Source organism: Delftia sp. Cs1-4, from assembly GCF_000214395.1.
Classification (GTDB): Bacteria; Pseudomonadota; Gammaproteobacteria; order Burkholderiales; family Burkholderiaceae_C; genus Comamonas; species Comamonas acidovorans.
Window position 1 is genome coordinate 1,715,647 of sequence record NC_015563.1, and the last position, 21,442, is coordinate 1,737,088.

The window sequence follows — 21,442 nt, forward strand, 5'->3', positions numbered from 1 at the left end:
ATAGGACAATGCCGCCCTGTCTCTTCGCTCACTTCGGACCATTTCATGGACACCAACACACCGCTTGCCCTGCTGGGCGGGCTTACCGCTTCCCAATTCATGCGCCGCCACTGGCACAAGAAGCCCTTGCTGGTGCGCCAGGCAATCCCGGGCTTCAAGCCCCTGATTCCCCGCGCCAGGCTGCTGGCCATGGCAGGCGAGGACGGTGTGGAATCGCGCCTGATCCAGCAGCAGGACGGTGGCCACTGGAAGCTCAGCCACGGCCCGCTGTCGCGCCGCAGCCTGCCCTCGCTGCAAAAGCCCGGATGGACCGTGCTCGTGCAGGGCGTGGACCTGCACGACGACGGCGTGCACCAGCTGATGCAGCAGTTCCGCTTCGTGCCCGAGGCGCGGCTGGACGATCTGATGATCAGCTTTGCCACCGACCAGGGCGGCGTGGGCCCGCATTTCGACAGCTACGACGTCTTCCTGCTGCAGGCGCATGGCCGCCGGCGCTGGCGCATCGGCCGCCAGAAGGACCTGTCGCTGCAGCCCGATGTGCCGCTGAAGGTGCTCTCGAATTTCGAGCCCGAGGAGGAGTTCGTGCTCGAGCCCGGCGACATGCTCTACCTGCCGCCCAAGTGGGCCCATGACGGCATCGCCGAGGGCGAGTGCATGACCTACTCCATCGGCTTTCGCTCGCCCGCGCGCGACGAACTGGCCCGCGAGTTGCTGCTGCGCATGTCCGACGAGCCCGATGAACCCGAAGCGCCCATGGTCTACCGCGATCCCGACCAGCCCGCCGTCGAGGCTCCGGGCGAGATTCCGTCGAGCCTGCACGACTTCGCGCGCAAGGCGCTGGAGCGCGCGCTGGCCGAGCCGCTGGCGCTGGAGCGCGCGCTGGGCGAGTACATGACCGAGCCCAAGGCCAATGTCTGGTTCGAGCATGGCGAGGAACACGGCATGTTCGAGAGCGTGGTCCTCGACCGCCGCACGCGCATGATGTATGACGCAAAACACATCTTCATCAACGGCGAAAGCTATCTGGCCGGTGGCCGCGATGCCACCCTGATGCGCAAGCTGGCCGATACGCGTGCCCTGTCACGCGCCGATCTGGCCAAGGCCAGCGATGACGCGCTGGAGCTGCTGTCCTCCTGGTTTGACGCCGGCTGGGTGCGAGGCGGGCCGCTGTCCTGAACCGGGTAGACGCTGTGACGCAGTCATGCTAAGTTCGGGCATTCACCGTTGACAGCGTTCTGCTGATTCAAGGCGGACTCCGATAGATTTGTAAAGAATTGTCTTGGATTCGTCAGTAAATTGACAGCAACCTGGTTTTGTTACACAGTGGACGCCAAGGCAGCTTCCTGCTGCCCCATTCGGACTTGGCAAGAGGATTTGTGCGGAATTGTTCAGAGGTTGTCAGTTTCAGTCAGCCTCGAAAAAATCTCCCTATAATTCCCTCCAAGTCGAATGAATGTGTTTGACGTGGCCTGGCCGCCGCGTACCGGTTGCCCGCATCCGGTGGCGCAAGTGGCGGGGCCCCTCCTGTGTACTGTCTTCTTACCTACTCTCTAGGAAACTGTGATGAAGAACTCTCTGATCCTGGCTACCGTGATCGCTGCTGCAGCTCTGGCCGCTTGCGGCAAGAAGGAAGAGGCTCCGGCCCCCGCTCCCGCACCCGCCGTTGAAGCTCCCGCACCGGCAGCTCCCGCTCCCGCAGAAGCTCCTGCTGCTCCTGCCGCCGACGCTGCTGCTCCCGCAGCGCCTGCCGCCGACGCTGCAGCACCTGCTCCCGCTGCTGACGCTGCCGCTGCAGACGCCGCCAAGGCTGCTGCCGACGCTGCCGCCAAGGAAGCCACCAAGCAGTAATTCGGCCCTCGCCGATGGCAGAGGTTTCGGCCTCTGCCGCGAAAGAACCGCATCCTTCGGGCTGCGGTTTTTTTTCGTCTTCGCTTTGCTTTGATCCAGTAAAAAAGCCACCGGCAAATGACTGCGCGGTGGCTGCAAGCCAAGGGCGGACGCTGCCGCCCCAAGGCCCGAAAAGAGGCTTGCTTACTTCATGTCGTCGGTGATGACGCGCACGATGCGCTGGGCATTGGCCGATGTCTCGGGCTGGCCCTGGGTGTTGAGCACGGTGACGGTGGACTTGTCACCTTCGCTGCGCACCTGGATCTGGTACTTGACCGGCGCGGCCGCATCGGGCGAGCGGCTGAACAGCTTGCCGAAGAAGCCCTTGGGCTCGACCTTGGCGTCAGGCGCGACATAGCGCACGAAGTAGATGCCGCGGCTGCGGTCACGGTCTTCCACGGTGAAGCCCGTGCGGTCCAGGGCCACGCCGACACGGCGCCATGCGCGGTCAAAGCCTTCGTCGATCTGCAGCACGGGCTGTCCGTTGGCGGATTCCATGCGCACGCTGCCGGTGGCGGCTGCCGTGGTGGTGTTGGCCTTGGCCACGGCATCGGCCTGCTCCTGGCTCACACCGAGCTTGACCATCAGGCGGCGCAGGAATTCGGTTTCCAGTTCCGGATCGGAGGGGCGCGGCTGCCAGATGGTCTGGTCCTTCTGGGCGCTGGTGTAGACCTCCTGCATGCCGCGGTGCGTGATGTAGACCTCGGTGGAGCCGTCGGCTGAGCGCTCCAGGCGTGTGCGGAAGCGGTCGCGCTCGCTGGTGGAGTACAGGCCGTCGAAGACCTTGCCCAGCGTCTTGCGGATCACGTCCTGCGGGATCTTGGCGCGGTTCTCGGCCCAGTCGGTCTCGATGATGCCCAGCTGGCGGTCTTCGGTGGTGAAGATGAAGCCGTTTTCCAGCCAGAAGTCACGCACGGGCTCCCACAGCTGGTCGGCCGGGCGCTTGATCACCAGCCAGCGCTGTTCGCCATTGCGCTCGATGCGCACATCGCCCATTGCAACGGTGGCCGTGCGGCCTTCGCTGGGCTTTTGCGCCTTGGAGTTGGCTTCCATGGCTGCGGCGGAGACCACGCCGCCGGGCACGGCATAGCGCGAATCCGTGGACAGCTGGGTCAGATCCGGGGGGACTTCCAGGGTGGGCGCCTGCTGCTTGCCGGCGCTCTTGTAGTCGATCTTGCTCTCTTGGAACGTGGTCGTGCAGGCTGTCAGGCCGATGGCCAGGCTCAGCAGGCTCAGACGTGCAATGGGCTGTTTCACGCGAATATCCTTGGTGCGTTCGGTCGGTGGGGCGGGGCGCCTCACAGCAGGCCAGCGGAGCCCAGGGCGGCTTCCACGGTGGCTTCCAGGTTCTTGCTCAGAGGTGTCATCGGCAGGCGCATGGCCGGGCCGCACAGGCCCAGGCGCGCTGCGGCCCACTTGACGGGAATGGGGTTGGCCTCGACGAAGAGGTTCTTGTGCACGGGCATCAGGCGCAGCTGGATGTCCATGGCGGTGCGCACATCGCCGGCCAGGGCCGCCTTGCACAGATCGCTCATCAGGCGTGGCGCCACGTTGGCCGTGACGCTGATGTTGCCATGGCCGCCGCACAGCATCAGGGCCACAGCGGTCGGATCATCGCCGGAGTACACGCCGAAGTCCTTGGGCACTTCGCGGATCAGCCATTGGGCGCGCTCGATGTTGCCCGTGGCTTCCTTGATGCCGATGATGGCGGGGATCTGCGCCAGGCGCAGCACGGTGTCGTGCTGCATGTCGGCCACGGAGCGGCCGGGCACGTTGTAGAGCACCACCGGCAGGTCGCCCACCGCTTCGGCAATCGCCTTGAAGTGCTGGTACTGGCCTTCCTGCGTGGGCTTGTTGTAGTAGGGCACGACCTGCAGCTGGCTGTCGGCGCCGACCTTCTTGGCGTAGCGGGCCAGCTCGATGGCTTCGTGCGTGCTGTTGGCGCCGCAGCCGGCCATCACGGGCACGCGGCCTGCGGCCTGCTCGACGGACACGCGGATGATTTCGCAGTGCTCCTCCACGTTGACGGTGGGGGATTCACCTGTCGTTCCCACCACGCCGATGCAGTCCGTGCCTTCGGCCACATGCCAATCGATGAGTTTTCGCAGCGCCGGGTAGTCAACACTACCGTCCTCGTGCATGGGCGTGATGAGGGCAACGATGCTGCCAGTGAGAGCGACGGAGGAGGATGTCATGTCCGCAAGAAAAAACGGGAAAGGATCATTCTAACGAGTGTCGGAGGCAGGCCCAAGGCGGGCGCCTGTAGGGATTCAGGCGATTGCAGACCCTGACGCCTTCTGATGCGCCAGCATGGCCACGGGTTCCCGGCCTGTTGCATCGGGGCGCAGTGCCGCAATGCGCTGGACCATGCGATCGGGCTCGCCCAGCTGGCCGTGCTCGTAGGCCACGATGTGCCAGCCCGCGCAGGCCTGCAGCAGCTCGCCGGGCGCCAGCAGGAAATCGGGGCGGGAAGGCTTGCCGAAAGCCTCATTGCCCTGGGCAAAGGTTTCGTACAGCAGCGCGCCGCCGGGGGCCACACTGTCCAGCAGTGCCGGCCACAGCGGGCGCCACAGATAGTGGGTCACGACCACGGCGCCGAACTGCCGGCCGGGCAGGGGCCAGGGGCCGTTTTCGATGTCGGCGCACAGCAGCTCGCCCACGCCCTGCAGGCCGGCCAGGGCCTGGGCGTCGCGGTCCACGCCGGTGACGGCGTGGCCACGCGCATGGAACCAGCGCATGTGCCGGCCGGGCCCGCAGGCCACGTCAAGCACCGAGGCCTGGGGCGCCAGAAGGTGCGACCAGCGTTGGATCCAGGACGAGGGCGGCGTGGCTGCGTGCATGTGCAATTTTGGAAATAAAGTGAAAGCGGCCGACATTGTGCCGGCAGGCCTTCGCCGCTGCCGCTTCCATTTCAGAAGCAGGCCCAGATCTGGTCTGCCATGCCCAGCATGAACTGCGGCTGCAGGTAGAGCATGAAGACCAGGCCCAGCACCAGCAGCACGGCGGCCCACAGCGCCAGCCTGCGCAGGATGCGTGGGCGGGGCCTGGTGGATGTGGTCATGGATGTCGTCATGTCAGGCAGCGGCCTGGGCCGCGCGCAACCGTGCCACCGGGGCTTCGCGGATGGGCAGGTTCAGCAGGCCGGCGGCCACGCCCAGGCCGATGGCCAGGTACCAGACCACCTGGTAGCTGCCCGTGTGGTCATAGAGATAGCCGCCCAGCCAGACGCCCAGGAAGCTGCCCACCTGGTGGCTGAAGAACACCATGCCGCTCAACATGGACAGATGCTGCACGCCGAAGATCTGGGCCACGGTGGCGTTGGTCAGCGGCACGGTGGACAGCCACAGCAGGCCCATGGCGGCAGAGAAGATGTAGACCGACCAGGGCGTCAGCGGCGCCAGCAGGAAGAGCACGATCACCACCGAGCGCGTGAAGTAGATGGTGGACAGCAGGTAGCGCTTGGGCAGGCGCTGGCCGAGGTTGCCGGCCACGTAGGTGCCAACGATGTTGAACAGCCCCACCAGCGCCAGCGACACGCTGGCCACTTGTGGCGCCAGCCCGTAGTCCTTGAGGTAGCTGGGCATGTGCACTCCGATGAACATCACCTGGAAGCCGCAGACGAAGTAGCCGGCCGTCAGCAGCACGAAGCTGGGCGTGCGCAGCGCTTCGGCGACGGCCTGGCCCGCGCTCTGGTCGCGCACGGGACGGGCGTTGCCGGGCTGGAAGCCCGGCTCGCGCAGGCCGAAGGCCAGCGGAATGATCATCAGCGCGCACAGCGACAGCAGCAGCAGGGCGTTGGACCAGCCGAAGCTCGAGATCAGGCTGCCTTCCACGGGCACCATGAAGAACTGGCCGAAGGAGCCCGCCGCCGCCGTCACGCCCATGGCCCAGCTGCGCCGCGCCACGGGAATCTGGCGGCCCAGCACACCGTAGATCACGGCATAGGTGGTGCCTGCCTGGGCTGCGCCTATCACCACGCCGGCCGTCAGGGCGAACCAGGTTGTCGTGGGTGCCATGGCCATGCCGGCCAGGCCCAGCGCATACAGCAGCGCGCCCACCAGGAGCACGCGGAAGGCGCCGAAGCGGTCGGCCAGCATGCCGCCGAAGATGCCGAGCACGCCCCAGGACAGGTTCTGGATGGCGATGGCCAGCGCGAAGGACTCGCGCGTCCAGCCCATCTCCTGGGTGATGGGCTGCAGCCACAGGCCGAAGCCATGGCGGATTCCCATGGACAGCGTCACGACTGCGCCCCCGCACAGCAGTATCTGCACCATGGACATGGGTTGGTTGTTTTTTTGCATGCGGCAAACTTTAGCGAAACTCCGGGTTTTGCGCTGTGCCGCTTGGGTCGCCCATGCGCCAGCGCGGCCCTTGATGGCAGCGGCTTTTTCGGGATAGTCAATGTCAATGACTGTGAATGCATCCAGCACTGAGCCGGGCCGCGCACTACAATCCGCCCCCATGGCAGTCAAACCATCTCCCACTTCCGCCAGCGAATACTCCGAAGGCTCGATACGCGTGCTCAAGGGCCTTGAGCCCGTCAAGCAGCGTCCCGGCATGTACACGCGCACCGACAACCCCCTGCATGTGCTGCAGGAGGTGATCGACAACGCGGCCGACGAGGCACTGGCCGGCTTCGGCAAGAAAATCCGCTTCACCCTGCATTCCGACGGCTCCTACAGCGTCGAAGACGACGGCCGGGGCATCCCCTTCGGCATGCATCCCGAGGAAAAGGCGCCCGTGGTGGAGCTGGTCTTCACGCGGCTGCATGCGGGCGGCAAGTTCGACAAGGGCAAGGGCGGCGCCTACAGCTTCTCGGGCGGCCTGCACGGCGTGGGCGTCTCGGTCACGAACGCGCTGGCCACGCGCCTTGAGGCCTGCATCCACCGCGAGGGCAAGGTGGCCACCATCGCCTTTTCAGGCGGTGACGTGGTCGAGCCCCTGCAGTCGCGGCCGCTGGCCGCGGGCGAACGCAAGCAGGGCACGACCGTGCGCGTGTGGCCCGATGCCCGCTATTTCGAATCGCCCCAGCTGCCCATGGGCGAGCTGATGCACCTTCTGCGCAGCAAGGCCGTGCTCATGCCCGGCGTCTCGGTGACCCTGGTCAACGAGAAGACGCGCGACACCCAGACCTGGCAGTTCAAGGGCGGCCTGCGCGACTACCTGCAGCAAAGCCTGCATGGCGAGGCGGTCATCCCCCTGTTCGAGGGCGAGGGCTTTGCCGACCGCCACCACGACAGCTTTGCCGAAGGCGAGGGCGCCGCCTGGTGCGTGGCCTTCACCGAGGACGGCGCACCGCTGCGCGAAAGCTATGTCAACCTGATCCCGACCACCGCCGGCGGCACGCATGACAGCGGCCTGCGCGACGGCCTGTTCCAGGCGGTCAAGGCCTTCATCGAGATGCACTCGCTGCTGCCCAAGGGCGTCAAGCTCATGCCGGATGACGTCTTTGCGCGCGCCAGCTATGTGCTCAACGCCAAGGTGCTGGACCCGCAGTTCCAGGGCCAGATCAAGGAGCGCCTGAACTCGCGCGATGCCGTGCGCCTGGTCAGCGGCTATGTGCGCCCCGCGCTGGAGCTGTGGCTCAACGAGCACGTGGAATGGGGCCGCAAGCTGGCCGAGATCGCCATCAAGGCCGCGCAGACCCGCCAGAAGGCGGGCCAGAAGGTCGAAAAGCGCAAGGGCTCGGGCGTGGCCGTGCTGCCGGGCAAGCTCACCGATTGCGAAAGCCGCGACCTGAGCCTGAACGAGGTCTTCCTGGTCGAGGGCGACTCGGCCGGCGGCAGCGCCAAGATGGGCCGCAACAAGGAAACCCAGGCCGTGCTGCCCCTGCGCGGCAAGGTGCTCAACACCTGGGAGGTGGACCGCGACCGGCTGTTCGCCAACAACGAAATCCATGACATCTCGGTGGCCATCGGCGTGGACCCCCATGGCCCCAACGACACGCCCGACCTGTCGGGCCTGCGCTACGGCAAGGTCTGCATTCTTTCGGATGCCGACGTGGACGGCTCGCACATCCAGGTGCTGCTGCTGACGCTGTTCTTCCGCCATTTCCCCAAGCTCATCGAGGCCGGCCACATCCATGTGGCGCTGCCGCCGCTGTTCCGTGTGGACGTGCCTGCGCGCGGCAAGAAGCCTGCGGCCAAGATGTACGCGCTGGACGAGGGCGAGCTGACCGCCATCCTGGACAAATCGGCCAAGGACGGCGTGCCGCGCGAGAAATGCCAGATCAGCCGCTTCAAGGGCCTGGGCGAGATGAATGCGGAGCAGCTGTGGGAGACCACGCTCAACCCCGACACGCGCCGCCTGCTGCCCGTGCAGTTCATGAACCTGGACTTCGCGGCGGCCGAGCAGGTCGTCACCAAGCTCATGGGCAAGGGCGAGGCCGCAGCGCGCCGCGAGCTCATGGAGCTCCATGGCGACGCCATTGAAGTCGATATCTGACCCATGACTGTGCTCCGTGCCGCCCTGAAGCACCGCCCGCACCTGGCGCGCGGCGCCGGGGTGCGCGCGCTGGCGGCGCTGGGCCTGGCCCTGGCGCTGTGGGGGCTGGCGCGGCCGGCGCATGCCGATCTCTGGGCCTTCGTGGACGAGCGCGGCATCACGCACTTCGCTGCCGAGGCGCTGGACGAGCGCTACAGGCTGTACTTTCGCGGCTCGGTCTATGACAGCACCGAGCAGGGGCTCAAGCCCCCGATGGTGCAGGCCGAGGCCGCTGCCGACACTGACGGCAGCGGCGATGCCGGCCGCAGGCTGCAGGCGCATACGCGGCTGCAAAGCTTCTTCGACATCTCGCCGCGCTACAAGAGCGTGCGCGGCCATCTGCGCAAGGCGGCGGACCACACGGGCGTGGACTACGACCTGCTCAAGGCCGTGATCGCCGTCGAGTCGGGCTTTGACGCGCAGGCCATCTCGCCCAAGGGGGCGGTCGGCCTGATGCAGCTGATGCCGGCCACGGCCCAGCGCTTCGGCGTGGAGGCCAGCCGCCAGCGCAGCGTGCAGCAGCAACTGGCCGATCCGGCCGTCAACGTGCCGGCCGGCGCGCGCTACCTCAACCATCTGATGGGGCTGTTCCCCGGCCGGCTGGACCTGGTGCTGGCCGCCTACAACGCAGGCGAGGGCGCCGTGCGGCGCGCGGGCCAGGCCATCCCTCCCTTCCAGGAAACCCGCAATTACGTGAAGGCCGTGCTCGGCATCTACGAGCAGCTGCAGGGCGGGCGCGAGCGCGCGGGCCCTGCAGCGCCTGCAGCAGCGGCGTTGCCGGGCACCACGCCCCGGGTGCGCATGACGCTGCCCACAGGACTGCCCACGCCGCAATGAGCGGCATTCATTGCATTTTTTGAGATCACGAATTTCTTCATGAGCGACCAAACCTCTCTGGATCTGGCACAACAGGCGGCCGGCGATGCACTGGACCTGGGCCAGTACGCGCAACGGGCCTATCTCGAATACGCACTGTCCGTGGTCAAGGGCCGGGCACTGCCCGATGTGACCGACGGCCTCAAGCCCGTGCAGCGGCGCATTCTGTACGCCATGGACCGCATGGGCCTGAGCTACAGCGGTCCCAACCACAACACGGCAGCCAAGCCCGTCAAGAGCGCACGCGTGGTCGGCGATGTGCTGGGCCGCTTTCACCCGCACGGCGACCAGTCGGCCTACGACGCGCTGGTGCGCATGGCGCAGGACTTCAACCAGCGCTATCCGCTGGTCGATGGCCAAGGCAACTTCGGCAGCCGCGACGGCGACGGCGCAGCCGCCATGCGCTACACCGAGGCGCGCCTGTCCAAGATCACGGGCCTGCTGCTCGACGAGATCGACATGGGCACGGTGGACTTCGTGCCCAACTACGACGGCAGCACGCAGGAGCCGCAGCAACTGCCCGCGCGCCTGCCGTTCGCCCTGCTCAATGGCGCCAGCGGCATTGCCGTGGGCCTGGCCACGGAAATCCCCAGCCACAACCTGCGCGAGGTGGCCGACGCCTGCGTGGCCCTGATCAAGCGGCCCCAGCTCAGCGACGAGGAACTGTTCCAGATCATCCCCGGCCCCGACTATCCGGGTGGCGGGCAGATCATCAGCAGCGCCTCCGACATCCAGGACGCCTATCGCACGGGCCGTGGCAGCCTCAAGCTGCGCGCGCGCTGGAAGATCGAGGAGCTGGCGCGCGGCCAGTGGCAGATGGTGGTGACCGAGCTGCCGCCCGGCGTCTCTGCGCAGAAGGTGCTCGAAGAGATCGAGGACATCACCAACCCCAAGGTCAAGACCGGCAAGAAGGCGTTGAGCCAGGAACAGACCCAGCTCAAGGCCAGCATGCTGGCCGTGCTCGACGGCGTGCGCGACGAGTCCAGCAAGGATGCGCCGGTGCGCCTGGTCTTCGAGCCCAAGACCGGCAAGGTGCCGCAGCAGGAGCTGATCACGGCGCTGCTGGCGCATACCAGCCTGGAGTCGTCCAGCTCCATCAACCTGACCATGATCGGCCTCGATGGCCGCCCGGTGCAGAAAAGCCTGCGCCTGATGCTCGAGGAATGGATCGCCTTCCGCCAGACCACGGTCACGCGGCGCAGCCAGCACCGGCTGGCCAAGGTGCTGGACCGCATCCACATCCTCGAAGGCCGCCAGGCCGTGCTGCTGAACATCGACAAGGTCATCGCCATCATCCGGGCCAGCGACGAGCCCCGGCAGGCGCTGATCGATGCCTTTGCGCTGTCCGAGCGCCAGGCCGACGACATTCTTGAAATCCGCCTGCGCCAGCTGGCGCGGCTGGAGGCCATCAAGATCGAGCAGGAACTCAAGGAACTGCGCACGGAGCAAGGCAAGCTCGAAGACATCCTGGGCAGCGAAAGCACCATGCGTCGCCTGATCTGCAAGGAGATCGAGGCCGATGCCAAGCAGTTCGCCGATGCGCGCCGCACGCTGATCCAGGAAGAAAAGAAGGTCGTCGCCGAAGTCAAGGTGGTCGATGAACCCACCACGGTCATCATCTCGGACAAGGGCTGGGTGCGCACGCGCCAGGGCCATGGCGTCGATGCGGGCACGCTGAGCTTCAAGGCCGGCGACAGCCTGCACGGCACCTTCGAGTGCCGCACCGTGGACCAGTTGCTGGCCTTTGGCAGCAACGGCCGCATCTATTCGGTGCCGGTGGCGCAACTGCCCGGCGGGCGCGGCGATGGCCAGCCCGTGACCACGCTCATCGAGCTGGAGGCCGGCACCCAGATCCTGTACTACTTCGCCGGTGCCGAGGGCACGGCGCTGCTGCTGTCGGGGTCGGGTGGCTACGGCTTCGTGGCCATGGTGAGCGACATGGTCTCGCGCCAGAAGGCGGGCAAGGCCTTCGTCACGCTGGCCGACGGCGAGACGCTGTGCGCCCCGTCCACGGCCTACGGCGTGCCCATGGGCGCACGTGCGGAGCCGCAGGAAGGCGAGCAGGGCGCGGGCCTGCTGCTGCCGGCCACGCATGTGATCTGCGCCTCCACGGGCGGGCGCATCCTCACCTTCGAGATCGCCAGCCTCAAGCACATGGCCAAGGGCGGGCGCGGCCTCATGCTGCTCGACTTGGAGGACAAGGACACGCTGGCGGGCGCTGCCGCCTACACGCGCAGCATCCGCATCGATGGCCTGGGCCGCGGCGGCAAGGAGCGCAGCGAGACGCTGGAGATCCGCAGTCTCAACAATGCCCGTGGCACGCGCGGCCGCAAGGGCAAGTCGGCCGACCTGGGCTTCAAGCCGCAAAGCGTGACGCGCGTGGAGTAAGAGCGCGGCCGCCCCTGCAATGCACTCCGCGAAAGGGGCGGATCAGGGGTTTCCTCTGGGTTTTTCCGCCCACCAGGCCTTCTTCCAGGCCTCAACATGGAGTCTTCCAAAATGAGGGAGACTGGATATGCTGCGACTTCGCATGGCACACAAGCTGTGGCTTGCAGTGGCCGCCATCGTGGTGGCGCTGGTGGGCGTGGTCGGCTTGTCGGGCTATCGCTCGGCCCAGGTCCAGGCCCGGTCCGAGGCGGTGACCCAGGAGATGCAGGCGCGGGTCCAGGCCGCCGTGCGTTGGATGGGGCTGACCGAAACCAACGCGGCCCGCACCCAGGCCGTGGTGGTCAGCAGTGATGCCGCCGTCGAGGCCGAGTTCAAGGACGTGATCAGCGCCACCTCGGCGCGGATCACCGAGGTGCAGAAATCACTGGAAGCCATGCCCCTGTCCGACGCAGACAAGGCGCAGATGGCCAGGATTGCGGCAGCCCGCAAGACCATGATCGAACTGCGTGCCCAGGCACGCCAGCTCAAGGCCGACGGCCGGCAGGACCAGGCAATGGTCCTGGTCAAGCAGTCCTACAACCCCGCCGTGGATGCCTACCTGCAGTCGCTGCGCGACTTCGTGCAGATGCAGGAGCAAGTGGCGCGTACCAGCCAGCAAGAGATGGCCGCCTCGCGCAGGCTCACCGTGGGCTTTGCCGCTGCGGCCGTGGGCCTGCTGCTGCTGGGCATCGTCATCGGCGCCCATTTCCTGATTGCCAGCATCCGCCGGCCCCTGGCCGAGGCCAGCAAACTGGCCGAACGCATTGCCGCAGGCGACCTGAGCGCAGGCGTGCAGGGACAGGCACAGCGTGCTGATGAATTCGGCGACCTGCTGCGCTCGCTGCAGGCCATGAGCGAATCGCTGTCGGGCATGGTGCAGCAGGTGCGCCAGAGCACGGACAGCATCGCCATCGCCAGCGCCGAGATTGCCACCGGCAACCAGGACCTGTCCGTGCGCACCGAGCAGACCTCCAGCAACCTGCAGGAGACGGCTGCCGCCATGGAGCAGTTCACCAGCACGCTGCAGCAAAGCGCCAGCAGTGCCCAGCAGGCCAGCAGCCTGGCGGCGGGCGCGTCACAGGTGGCGCAGCGCGGCGGTGAGGTCGTGGCCCGGGTGGTCGAGACCATGAAGGGCATCAACGACAGCAGCAGGCAGATTGCCGACATCGTCGGCGTCATCGACTCCATTGCCTTCCAGACCAACATCCTGGCGCTGAACGCCGCCGTGGAGGCGGCCCGCGCCGGAGAGCAGGGCCGGGGCTTTGCCGTGGTGGCCAGCGAGGTGCGCACGCTGGCACAGCGCAGCGCGGCGGCTGCCAAGGAAATCCGCCAGCTCATCGGCGCCTCGGTGGAGCGGGTGGAGGACGGCGCCCGCCTGGTGGGCGACGCGGGCACCACCATGGAGGGCATCGTGCAGTCCGTGCAGCGTGTGGCCGACACCATCGGCGAGATCACGGCGGCCTCTTCGGAGCAAAGCGCGGGCGTGGCCCAGGTCAACCAGGCCGTGGGACAACTGGACCAGATGACGCAGCAGAACGCGGCCCTGGTCGAGCAAAGCGCAGCCGCGGCGCAAAGCCTGCGGGAGCAGGCCGAGCAGCTGTCGCGCACGGTGGCGGTGTTCAAGGTGGCGCACCTGGCGCCTTCGCCGACGACGCTCGCAAGGCAGGCTGCGCCGGCGGCGCGCACTGCGCACAGCGCGGCCGCAGCGCCAAGGCGGCCGGCAGCAGCCGTGGCGCCTGCGGCTGCCGGGCCGGTTGCCGCGCGGCCTGCCGCAGCAAGGGCGGCGGCGCCCAAGCTGGCCTCGGCGCCCCGGCCTGCCGCACCGGCAGCCGAGGATGGCCAATGGGAGAGTTTCTAGCCGCCTGCGAGCACGGCGGCGCCGTGCGGCGGCATGCCGATCAGGCCAGTTCGGCGATCAGCTCGATTTCCACGCAGGAGCCCAGCGGGATCTGGGCCACGCCGAAGGCGCTGCGCGCATGCGTGCCGGCATCGCCGAAGACCTGGCCCAGCAGCTCGCTGCAGCCGTTGGCCACCAGGTGCTGCTCGGTGTAGTCGCCCGTGGAGTTGACCAGGCACATCAGCTTGACGATGCGGCGCACGCGGCCGAGGTCGCCGCCGGCGGCATGCTGCAGCGTGCCCATCAGGTCGATGGCGATGGCGCGCGCGGCCTGCTGGCCGTCGGCAGTCTGCAGATCACGGCCCAGCTGGCCGGCCCAGACCTTGCCGTCCTTGCGCGCGATATGGCCGCTCAGGAACACCAGATTGCCCGTCTGCACATAGGGCACGTAGGCCGCCGCCGGGATGGCAGGCGACGGCAGTTCGATGTTCAGGGCCTTCAGTTGTTCGTAAACGCTCATCGTTGATTCCTTCGAGACAAGAAAAATCCGGCACCAGTGCCGGGGTGGCGGACAGTGTGACACAGCCCCTTGCACCCTGGCATGTCAGGGTCTGGGCTTCCGTCAGTCTGATTGTTGTCTGAATCCGAGGCGGTGCATGGTGGCTGCGCGGCATCCGCTCCTAGCATGTGTGGATGCACCCTGCGGCACCTGCCCAAACCCTCTCGCCGTCTTCCTGGACGCCCCTGCTGCTCGGCTGCGTGGCCGGTGCGGCCTGGCAGGTCACGCAGCCGCGCCTGTGGCCGTTGTGGATGTATCTGCTCTTGGCGGGCATGGGGCTGGCAGGCCTGGCATGGAGGGCATGGGCAGGCCGGCGTTGCCTTGTTGTGCACCGCCTGTGGGCCGCTGTCTGCGCTGCCTTGCTGGTGGGCGGGTTGACCGGCTGGCGGGCCCAGGACTTTGCGGGCCAGGCGCTGTCTGCGCCGTTGGAGGGGCGTGACCTGCGCATCGTCGGCGTCGTGGCATCGCTTCCCCAGAACATGGCCCAGGGCATACGCTGGCGCATGGAGGTGGAGCAGGCTCGGATCGTCGGCAGCGAAGAGGTCTTGGCGCCGTTTCCTGCACTGATCGAACTGTCCTGGTATGCCCCCCGGGGCCGGCAGTCCAGGGGTGTTGCCATGCTGCCCGATCTGCGGCCGGGCCAGCGCTGGGCGCTGACCGTGCGCCTCAAGCGCCCGCATGGCGCGCGCAATCCCCATGGTTTCGACTATGAGCTGTGGCAGTGGGAGCAGAGCGTGCAGGCCACGGGCCATGTGCGCGAACAGCCCGCAGCACGCCAACTGGCCGACACCGGCAGCCATGCCCTGCAGCGCTGGCGCCAGCAGATGCGCGACGCCATCTTGGGCCGCACATCCGCGCTTGCGGTATCCCTGCAGCGCATCGGCCTGGACCCCGCCCATGCGCCGCGCATGCTGGGTGTGGTGGCCGCCCTGGCCATGGGTGATCAGCAGGCCATTGCGCGGGATGACTGGGCGCTGTTTAGGCATACCGGCGTGGCCCATCTGATGAGCATTTCTGGCCTGCACATCACCTTGTTCGCCTGGCTGGCAGCACTGGTGGTTGGGCGGCTGTGGCGCTGCAGCGCACGGGCCTGCCTGTGGTGCCCGGCGCCGCAGGCGGCCCTGCTGGCCGGCGTGCTGCTGGCGGGCGGCTATGCGCTGTTCAGCGGCTGGGGCCTGCCGGCACAGCGCACCGTCTGCATGCTGGCCAGCGTGGCTGCGTTGCGCGGCGCCGGACTGCGCTGGCCCTGGCCCGCCGTGTGGTGCCTGGCGCTGGCCGTGGTCGTGGTGCTGGACCCCTGGGCCCTGTGGCAGGCCGGCTTCTGGCTGAGCTTTGTGGCCGTGGGCGTGCTGCTGGCCACCGATGCGCGCATGCAGGGCGCGCAGCGGCCTTCGCTGCCTGCCCGTGCGCTGGCCTTGTGGGGCGAGCAATGGCGCATCTCGCTGGCGCTGGCGCCGCTGGGCCTGATGCTGTTCGGCCAGCTGTCGCTGTCGGGGCTGCTGGCCAATCTGGCGGCCATTCCCTGGGTGACCTTCGTGGTCACGCCGCTGGCCCTGCTGGGTGCCTTGTGGCCGCCCTTGTGGACAGGTGCGGCGCTGGCGCTGGCCCCGCTGCTGGAGCTGCTGCAATGGCTGGACCAGTGGGCATGGGCCGTGGTGCAACTGCCGCAGCCGCCGCTGTGGGCAGGGCTGGCTGCGCTGTGCGGAGGCCTGGCGCTGGTGGCTCCGGTGCCTGCCGGATGGCGCTGCTGGGGCCTGGCCATGTGCCTGCCGGCCCTGTGGTGGCCGTCGCCAGCACCGGCGCATGGCGAGTTCGACCTGATGGCCGTGGACATAGGCCAGGGCAATGCCGTGCTGGTGCGCACGGCGCGGCATGCCTTGCTGTATGACACGGGGCCGCAATACGGCCTGGACAGCAATGCCGGCGACCGGGTGCTGGTGCCGCTGCTGCAGGCTCTGGGTCTGAGGCTGGATGCCCTGTGGCTCAGCCACCGCGACAATGACCACACGGGCGGTGCATTGGCCGTGCATGCCGCGCAGCCGCAGGCGGAGGTCTGGGGATCGGATTCCGTGAGCCTCGACCCTGCGCTGGCCGGCCTGGGCGCTGTGCGCCGCTGCCAGGCGGGCCAGCACTGGGAATGGGATGGCGTGCGGCTGGAGGTGCTGCATCCGCCTGCCGGCGAACGGTTGCCCTCCGCACGGGCGCTGGCCCATGCCAATGCGGGCAGCTGCGTGCTGTTGCTGCGCTCGGCATCTGGCGTGCAGGCCTTGCTGGCCGGTGACATCGAGGCTGCGCAGGAGCGGTCACTGGCAAGGGCCGGCGCCCTCACGCCCGTGCAGTGGCTGCTGGTGCCCCACCACGGCAGCCGCACTTCATCGAGCACCGCCCTGGTGCAGGCCCTGGCACCGCGCTGGGCCATGGTGCAGGCGGGATATCGCAGCCGTTATGGCCATCCTGTCCCCGAGGTGGTGCGCCGCTATGAGGCCCATGGCGCCGGCGTGGTGCAGTCGGCCCGCTGCGGCGCGGCGCACTGGCGCTCTTCGGACCCCATGCACCTGGTCTGCGAGCGGGAAAGGGCGCGCCGCTATTGGGATGTGCACGTCACGCAGGGGCAGGGCGGATAGGGCGTGCGCCGATGGCGGAGCAGGATGCATATGCTGGATACCGCTTGTCCGGATTGAGGTTACCTATCGCTACACTGGTGCGATACGAGGGCTGGCCCGTAGCTTGCTAGACCCCGTACACATGCAGCGACAGGAGGTGACGAATGCATCCATTTGACGAGATGTACACGATGACGCCGTTCGACGGCAGCGATGTGCGCCTGCACTACAAGGACTACGCGCAATGGCTTGCGCGCCAGTCCGAACAGACCCTGCGAGCGCGCAGCGCCGAGGCCGAGATCATCTTCCGGCGCGTCGGCATCACGTTCGCCGTCTACGGCGACAAGGACGAAAGCGGCGCCGGCAACGAGCGCCTCATCCCCTTCGACCTGATACCGCGCGTCATTCCCGCACATGAGTGGTCGCGAATGCAGGCGGGCCTGGTGCAGCGCGTGACGGCGCTCAACCGCTTCCTGCACGATGTCTATCACGACCAGGAGATCCTGCGCGCGGGCCTTGTGCCGCGCGAGCTGGTGCTGAACAACAGCCAGTACCGGCCCGAGATGCGGGGTCTGGCGGTGCAGGGCGGCATCTACGCCCACATTGCCGGCATCGACATCGTGCGCGCTGCCAATGCCCAGGGCGAGGGCGTGTACTACGTGCTGGAGGACAACCTGCGCGTGCCCTCGGGCGTGTCGTACATGCTGGAGAACCGGCGCATGATGATGCGGCTGTTCCCGGACCTGTTCTCGCGCCATCCCGTGGAGCCCGTGGCCCACTATCCCGACATGCTGCTGGAGACGCTGCGCGCCAGCGCACCTGCCGGCACGCCCGAGCCCACGGTGGTGGTGCTGACGCCCGGCATGCACAACAGCGCCTACTTCGAGCATGCCTTCCTGGCCCAGCAAATGGGCGTGGAGCTGGTCGAGGGCCAGGACCTGGTGGTGGACAAGGACGTTGTCTACATGCGCACCACGCGCGGCCCGCAGCGCGTGGACGTGATCTACCGGCGCGTGGACGATGATTTTCTCGACCCCGAAGTCTTTCGCCCCACCTCCACGCTGGGCTGCCCCGGCCTCATGCGCGCCTACCGTGCCGGCAACGTGAGCATCTGCAATGCAGCGGGCACGGGTGTGGCCGATGACAAATCGGTCTACCCCTATGTGCCGGAGATGATCCGCTTCTACCTGGGCGAGGAGCCCATCCTGCAGAACGTGCCGACCTGGCTGTGCCGCAAGCCCGATGACCTGCGCTACGTGCTCGACCACCTGGACGAGCTGGTGGTCAAGGAAGTCCACGGCGCCGGTGGCTACGGGATGCTGATCGGGCCTGCCGCCTCGCGCGGCGAGATCGAGGATTTCCGCCGCGCGCTCATCGCCAATCCCGGCGGCTATATCGCGCAGCCCACGCTGGCGCTGTCCACCTGCCCCACCCTGGTGGAGCAGGGCATCGCACCAAGGCATATCGATCTGCGGCCCTTCGTGCTCAGCGGCAATCAGGTGCGCATGGTGGCCGGCGGCCTCACGCGCGTGGCGCTCAAGGAGGGCTCGCTGGTGGTCAATTCATCACAGGGCGGCGGCACCAAGGACACCTGGGTGCTCGGGGCCGGTGAGTCAAACGAGGGAGGACATTGAATGCTCAGCCGTACTGCCGATCATCTGTATTGGATGTCCCGCTACACGGAGCGTGCGGAGAACACCGCCCGCATGCTCAACGTCTCCTATGACACCTCCATGCTGCCCCAGGCGCCGCAGGTGGCGCGCAAGGCCTGGCAGGGCGTGCTGTCCATCAGCGAGCTGATCCCCTCCTACGCCGCCCGCCACGGCGAGGTGCAGCGCGAAGCCGTGCTGCACTTCATGGTGCGCGACGAGAGCAACTCCTCGTCCATCGCCTCCTGCCTGCGCGCTGCGCGGGAGAATGCGCGCGCCGTGCGCGGCGCGCTGACCACCGAGGCCTGGGAGACCCAGAACCAGACCTGGCTGGAGCTCAAGCGCCTGCTGGCCGAGGGCGACTGGGAGCGCGATCCGGGCCAGTTCTTCGAATGGGTCAAGCACCGCTCGCACCTGTCGCGCGGCGTGACGCTGGGCACCATGCTGCAGGACGAGGCCTTCCACTTCCTGCGGCTGGGCACCTTCATCGAGCGCGCCGACAACACGGCACGCCTGCTGGACGTGAAGTTCCACGCCATCGAGCGCGACTACCACGGCAGCGCACGCAACGGCGCATCGGGCAAGGCGGCCACGCCGTTCGACTTCTACCACTGGAGCGCGCTGCTGCGCAGCGTCTCGGCCTTCGAGGTCTACCGCAAGGTCTACCGCGACGTGATCACGCCCGAGCGCGTGGCCGAGTTGCTGATGCTGCGCAGCGACATGCCGCGCTCGCTGCTGGCCAGCATGCTGGAGGTGGTGGCCAACCTGGAAAGCGTGGCCAACGCCCAGTCGCGCGAGACCCAGCGCAAGGCAGGCCGCCTGCTGGCCGACCTGCGCTATGCGCGCATCGACGAAATCCTGGCCACGGGCCTGCACGCCTATCTCACGCAGTTCCTGGACCGCGTGCACGACCTGGGCCAGGGCATCAGCCGGGACTTTCTGGTGCCGGCCTGAGGCCGCCGGCCGCCATGCAGCACAAAGCCGCCCTCGGGCGGCTTTGTTCATTGGTTCATTGGGCGGGCCGAATTCAGGCCTGCGCGCTGTCCAGGTCCAGCACAACGCCCTCGGCGCCGCCGATGGGCAGCACGTCGCAGTTGTCGCCAGGGCCGCCACGGTCGATCACGATGAAGCGCGCCGGCGCATTCAACGCGATCAGCGAGTGGTGCCAGACACCGCGCCGGTAGTTCACGCCCTGGCGGCCGTTGGTGATGAAGGCGCGCAGGTCGGCGGTTGCCACCTGTTCGCCCAGGGGGGCCACCACCACGATGAAGGGCTGTGCATCCAGCGGCATGAAGGCCTGGCTGCCCAGGGGGTGGCGCTCCATGCTGGTCAGCCGCAGGGGCAGCGCATAGGGCCGGGCATGGAACAGATTGATCAGCCCATGGCCTTCGCTGCCGCCCGTGTCCACGCGGGCCAGGGCGTGGTAGCGCTCAGTCATGCCATCGTTGATGAGCAGCGGTGTGTGGCCTGTGCTGTCCAGGACCTCGCCAAACTCGGCAAAGGCCTTGGCGGTCAGCGGCTGGGCGCGCAGGCAAAGGCTGGCGGGGCGGGTCTCTGACAAGGTGTTCACGAAGTTTTGCCTCTTGTTTTCGTACTGGTAATACCAGTTTGCAGTTGGACCGGATTTTTGTCAAACCTCGGGGAATTAGTTTTGCTTGCGTTGAATTGGGGTAAATGCGAGTGCACATGGCAAAGCGCTGGGGGTACCGTTCGCTTCGTAATTTCATACCGGTAATACCAGTTGGTCGCAACTCCTCAACCAAGGACTCCCTGATGTCATCTCTTCCCGCATCTGCCGAGGTCGCCGGCGCGGCGCCGGCGCTGGCCAGCGAAACGCCGGCCGAGGCCGCCGTCTACCGCAAGGTGGCCTGGCGCCTGCTGCCCTTCATCATGGCCTGCTATGTGGCGGCCTACCTGGACCGGGTGAACGTGGGCTTCGCCAAGCTGCACATGCTGGCCGACCTGCAGTTCAGCGAGGCCATGTACGGCCTGGGTGCGGGGCTGTTCTTCATCGGCTACTTCTTCTTCGAGGTGCCCAGCAACATGCTGATGCACCGCATAGGCGCCAAGGCCACCATCTCGCGGATCATGATCATGTGGAGCCTGATCTCGGCGGCCATGATGTTCGTGAGCACGCCCACGCAGTTCTACGTGCTGCGCTTTCTGCTGGGCGCGGCCGAGGCAGGCTTCTACCCCGGCATGATCCTGTACATGACCTACTGGTTTCCGTCGTACCGGCGCGCCCGCATGGTGGCGCTGTTCATGTGCGCGATTCCGGTCTCGGGCATCCTGGGCGGCCCGCTGTCGGGCGGCATCATGGACCTGATGCAGGGCGTGGCGGGGCTGCGCGGCTGGCAGTGGCTGTTCCTGCTCGAGGCCATCCCCTCGATGATCCTGGGCCTGGCCGTGCTCTGGTACCTGGACAACGGCATCCGCGCCGCACGCTGGTTGACCGAGGCGGAAAAGACCCTGCTGGAGCGCAACATCGCCCGCGAGAACGCCAGCAAGAGCGATAGCCATGTGACGCTGCGCGCGCTGTTCTCCGACCCGCGCATCATCAAGATGGCCCTGATCTGCTTTTGCACCGTCATGGGCCAGTACGGCCTCACGTTCTGGCTGCCCAGCCTGATCCGCCAGTCGGGCGTGGAAGGCGCCTTTCACATCGGCCTGCTGACGGCCGTGCCGTTCTCGGTGGCCGTGGTGTCCATGAACCTGGTCAGCCGCAGTTCGGACCGCATGCGCGAGCGCCGCTGGCACCTGATCGTGCCGTTCTGCGTGGGCGCAGCGGGCCTGATGCTGTCGGCCATCTTCAGCGGCAACGTCTATCTGTCGCTGGCCGCCCTGGCGCTGGCCGCGGGCGGCAGCCTGGCGACCTCTCCGCTGTTCTGGAGCCTGCCCACGGCCATCCTGTCCAGCGCGGGTGCGGCAGCCGGCATTGCGCTGATCAACTCCTTTGCCAACCTGGCCGGCTTCATCAGTCCCTACATGATCGGCCTCATCAAGGATGCGACACAGAGCACCAATGCCGCCATGTTCGTGCTGGCCGGCGTGCTGCTGTTCGGCGCCTTCCTGACCTATACGGTGCCGGCCAAGCTGGTCAACAAGTAGAGGCACCAACGCC

General features: G+C 67.3%; 17 protein-coding genes. 10 read left to right on the top strand and 7 right to left on the bottom strand.

Annotated features, from left to right (window positions below; translation table 11 throughout):
• Positions 1-45 precede the first annotated feature (45 nt).
• Positions 46-1,176: a cupin domain-containing protein gene (locus DELCS14_RS07610; protein ID WP_013801115.1), complete on the top strand. Its 1,131-nt coding sequence runs from the start codon at positions 46-48 to the stop codon at positions 1,174-1,176.
• A 387-nt stretch (positions 1,177-1,563) separates the two neighbouring features.
• A complete protein-coding gene (locus tag DELCS14_RS29740; protein ID WP_012206890.1) occupies positions 1,564-1,848 on the top strand; it encodes a hypothetical protein in 285 nt (94 codons plus the stop codon).
• Positions 1,849-2,031: 183 nt separating this feature from the next.
• Here the strand turns inward: DELCS14_RS29740 and bamC are convergent, their stop codons facing one another.
• The 5 genes from bamC to DELCS14_RS07635 form a co-directional block, all read right to left on the bottom strand.
• Complete coding sequence (bamC, locus tag DELCS14_RS07620) at positions 2,032-3,144, bottom strand: outer membrane protein assembly factor BamC (RefSeq protein WP_013801116.1); 1,113 nt, start codon at positions 3,142-3,144, stop codon at positions 2,032-2,034.
• 41 nt (positions 3,145-3,185) lie between these two features.
• The gene (gene dapA, locus DELCS14_RS07625; RefSeq protein WP_012206888.1) at positions 3,186-4,082 is read right to left on the bottom strand and encodes a 4-hydroxy-tetrahydrodipicolinate synthase; all 897 of its coding nucleotides are present in this window, start codon (positions 4,080-4,082) and stop codon (positions 3,186-3,188) included.
• A 75-nt stretch (positions 4,083-4,157) separates the two neighbouring features.
• The gene (locus DELCS14_RS07630) at positions 4,158-4,727 is read right to left on the bottom strand and encodes a class I SAM-dependent methyltransferase (RefSeq protein ID WP_013801117.1); all 570 of its coding nucleotides are present in this window, start codon (positions 4,725-4,727) and stop codon (positions 4,158-4,160) included.
• Between the two features lie 71 nt (positions 4,728-4,798).
• Entirely contained in the window at positions 4,799-4,948 is a 150-nt protein-coding gene (locus DELCS14_RS30965; protein WP_013801118.1) for a hypothetical protein, read from the bottom strand.
• 13 nt (positions 4,949-4,961) lie between these two features.
• Positions 4,962-6,167, bottom strand: a complete 1,206-nt coding sequence (locus tag DELCS14_RS07635) for an MFS transporter (RefSeq protein ID WP_172642978.1) — start codon at positions 6,165-6,167, stop codon at positions 4,962-4,964.
• A 181-nt stretch (positions 6,168-6,348) separates the two neighbouring features.
• Between DELCS14_RS07635 and DELCS14_RS07640 the strand changes: the two genes are divergently transcribed.
• The 4 genes from DELCS14_RS07640 to DELCS14_RS07655 all read left to right on the top strand — a co-directional run bounded on the left by DELCS14_RS07640 (position 6,349) and on the right by DELCS14_RS07655 (position 13,531).
• A complete protein-coding gene (locus DELCS14_RS07640; RefSeq protein WP_012206884.1) occupies positions 6,349-8,331 on the top strand; it encodes a DNA topoisomerase IV subunit B in 1,983 nt (660 codons plus the stop codon).
• A gap of 3 nt (positions 8,332-8,334) precedes the next feature.
• The gene (locus tag DELCS14_RS07645; protein ID WP_013801120.1) at positions 8,335-9,207 is read left to right on the top strand and encodes a lytic transglycosylase domain-containing protein; all 873 of its coding nucleotides are present in this window, start codon (positions 8,335-8,337) and stop codon (positions 9,205-9,207) included.
• A 39-nt stretch (positions 9,208-9,246) separates the two neighbouring features.
• Positions 9,247-11,634 (top strand): DNA topoisomerase IV subunit A, encoded by a 2,388-nt coding sequence (parC, locus tag DELCS14_RS07650; protein WP_013801121.1) that lies wholly within the window; start codon positions 9,247-9,249, stop codon positions 11,632-11,634.
• 127 nt (positions 11,635-11,761) lie between these two features.
• On the top strand, positions 11,762-13,531 hold the full coding sequence (locus DELCS14_RS07655; protein WP_013801122.1) for a methyl-accepting chemotaxis protein: 1,770 nt from the start codon (positions 11,762-11,764) through the stop codon (positions 13,529-13,531).
• A gap of 40 nt (positions 13,532-13,571) precedes the next feature.
• Here the strand turns inward: DELCS14_RS07655 and DELCS14_RS07660 are convergent, their stop codons facing one another.
• Positions 13,572-14,030: a RidA family protein gene (locus DELCS14_RS07660; protein WP_012206880.1), complete on the bottom strand. Its 459-nt coding sequence runs from the start codon at positions 14,028-14,030 to the stop codon at positions 13,572-13,574.
• Between the two features lie 173 nt (positions 14,031-14,203).
• On the opposite strand from DELCS14_RS07660, the gene DELCS14_RS07665 reads away from it, so the two are divergent.
• From DELCS14_RS07665 to DELCS14_RS07675, 3 genes are all read left to right on the top strand, one after another.
• Complete coding sequence (locus DELCS14_RS07665) at positions 14,204-16,693, top strand: DNA internalization-related competence protein ComEC/Rec2 (protein WP_013801123.1); 2,490 nt, start codon at positions 14,204-14,206, stop codon at positions 16,691-16,693.
• Between the two features lie 143 nt (positions 16,694-16,836).
• Complete coding sequence (locus DELCS14_RS07670) at positions 16,837-18,306, top strand: circularly permuted type 2 ATP-grasp protein (RefSeq protein ID WP_012206878.1); 1,470 nt, start codon at positions 16,837-16,839, stop codon at positions 18,304-18,306.
• Positions 18,307-19,275, top strand: coding sequence for an alpha-E domain-containing protein (locus DELCS14_RS07675; protein ID WP_012206877.1), 969 nt, complete (start codon positions 18,307-18,309; stop codon positions 19,273-19,275). It begins immediately after the preceding gene.
• A gap of 73 nt (positions 19,276-19,348) precedes the next feature.
• Here DELCS14_RS07675 and DELCS14_RS07680 read toward each other — a convergent pair whose 3' ends face one another.
• Positions 19,349-19,891: an ureidoglycolate lyase gene (locus DELCS14_RS07680; RefSeq protein WP_013801124.1), complete on the bottom strand. Its 543-nt coding sequence runs from the start codon at positions 19,889-19,891 to the stop codon at positions 19,349-19,351.
• A 203-nt stretch (positions 19,892-20,094) separates the two neighbouring features.
• On the opposite strand from DELCS14_RS07680, the gene DELCS14_RS07685 reads away from it, so the two are divergent.
• Positions 20,095-21,429: an MFS transporter gene (locus tag DELCS14_RS07685; RefSeq protein ID WP_013801125.1), complete on the top strand. Its 1,335-nt coding sequence runs from the start codon at positions 20,095-20,097 to the stop codon at positions 21,427-21,429.
• The last annotated feature ends 13 nt before the right edge of the window (positions 21,430-21,442 follow it).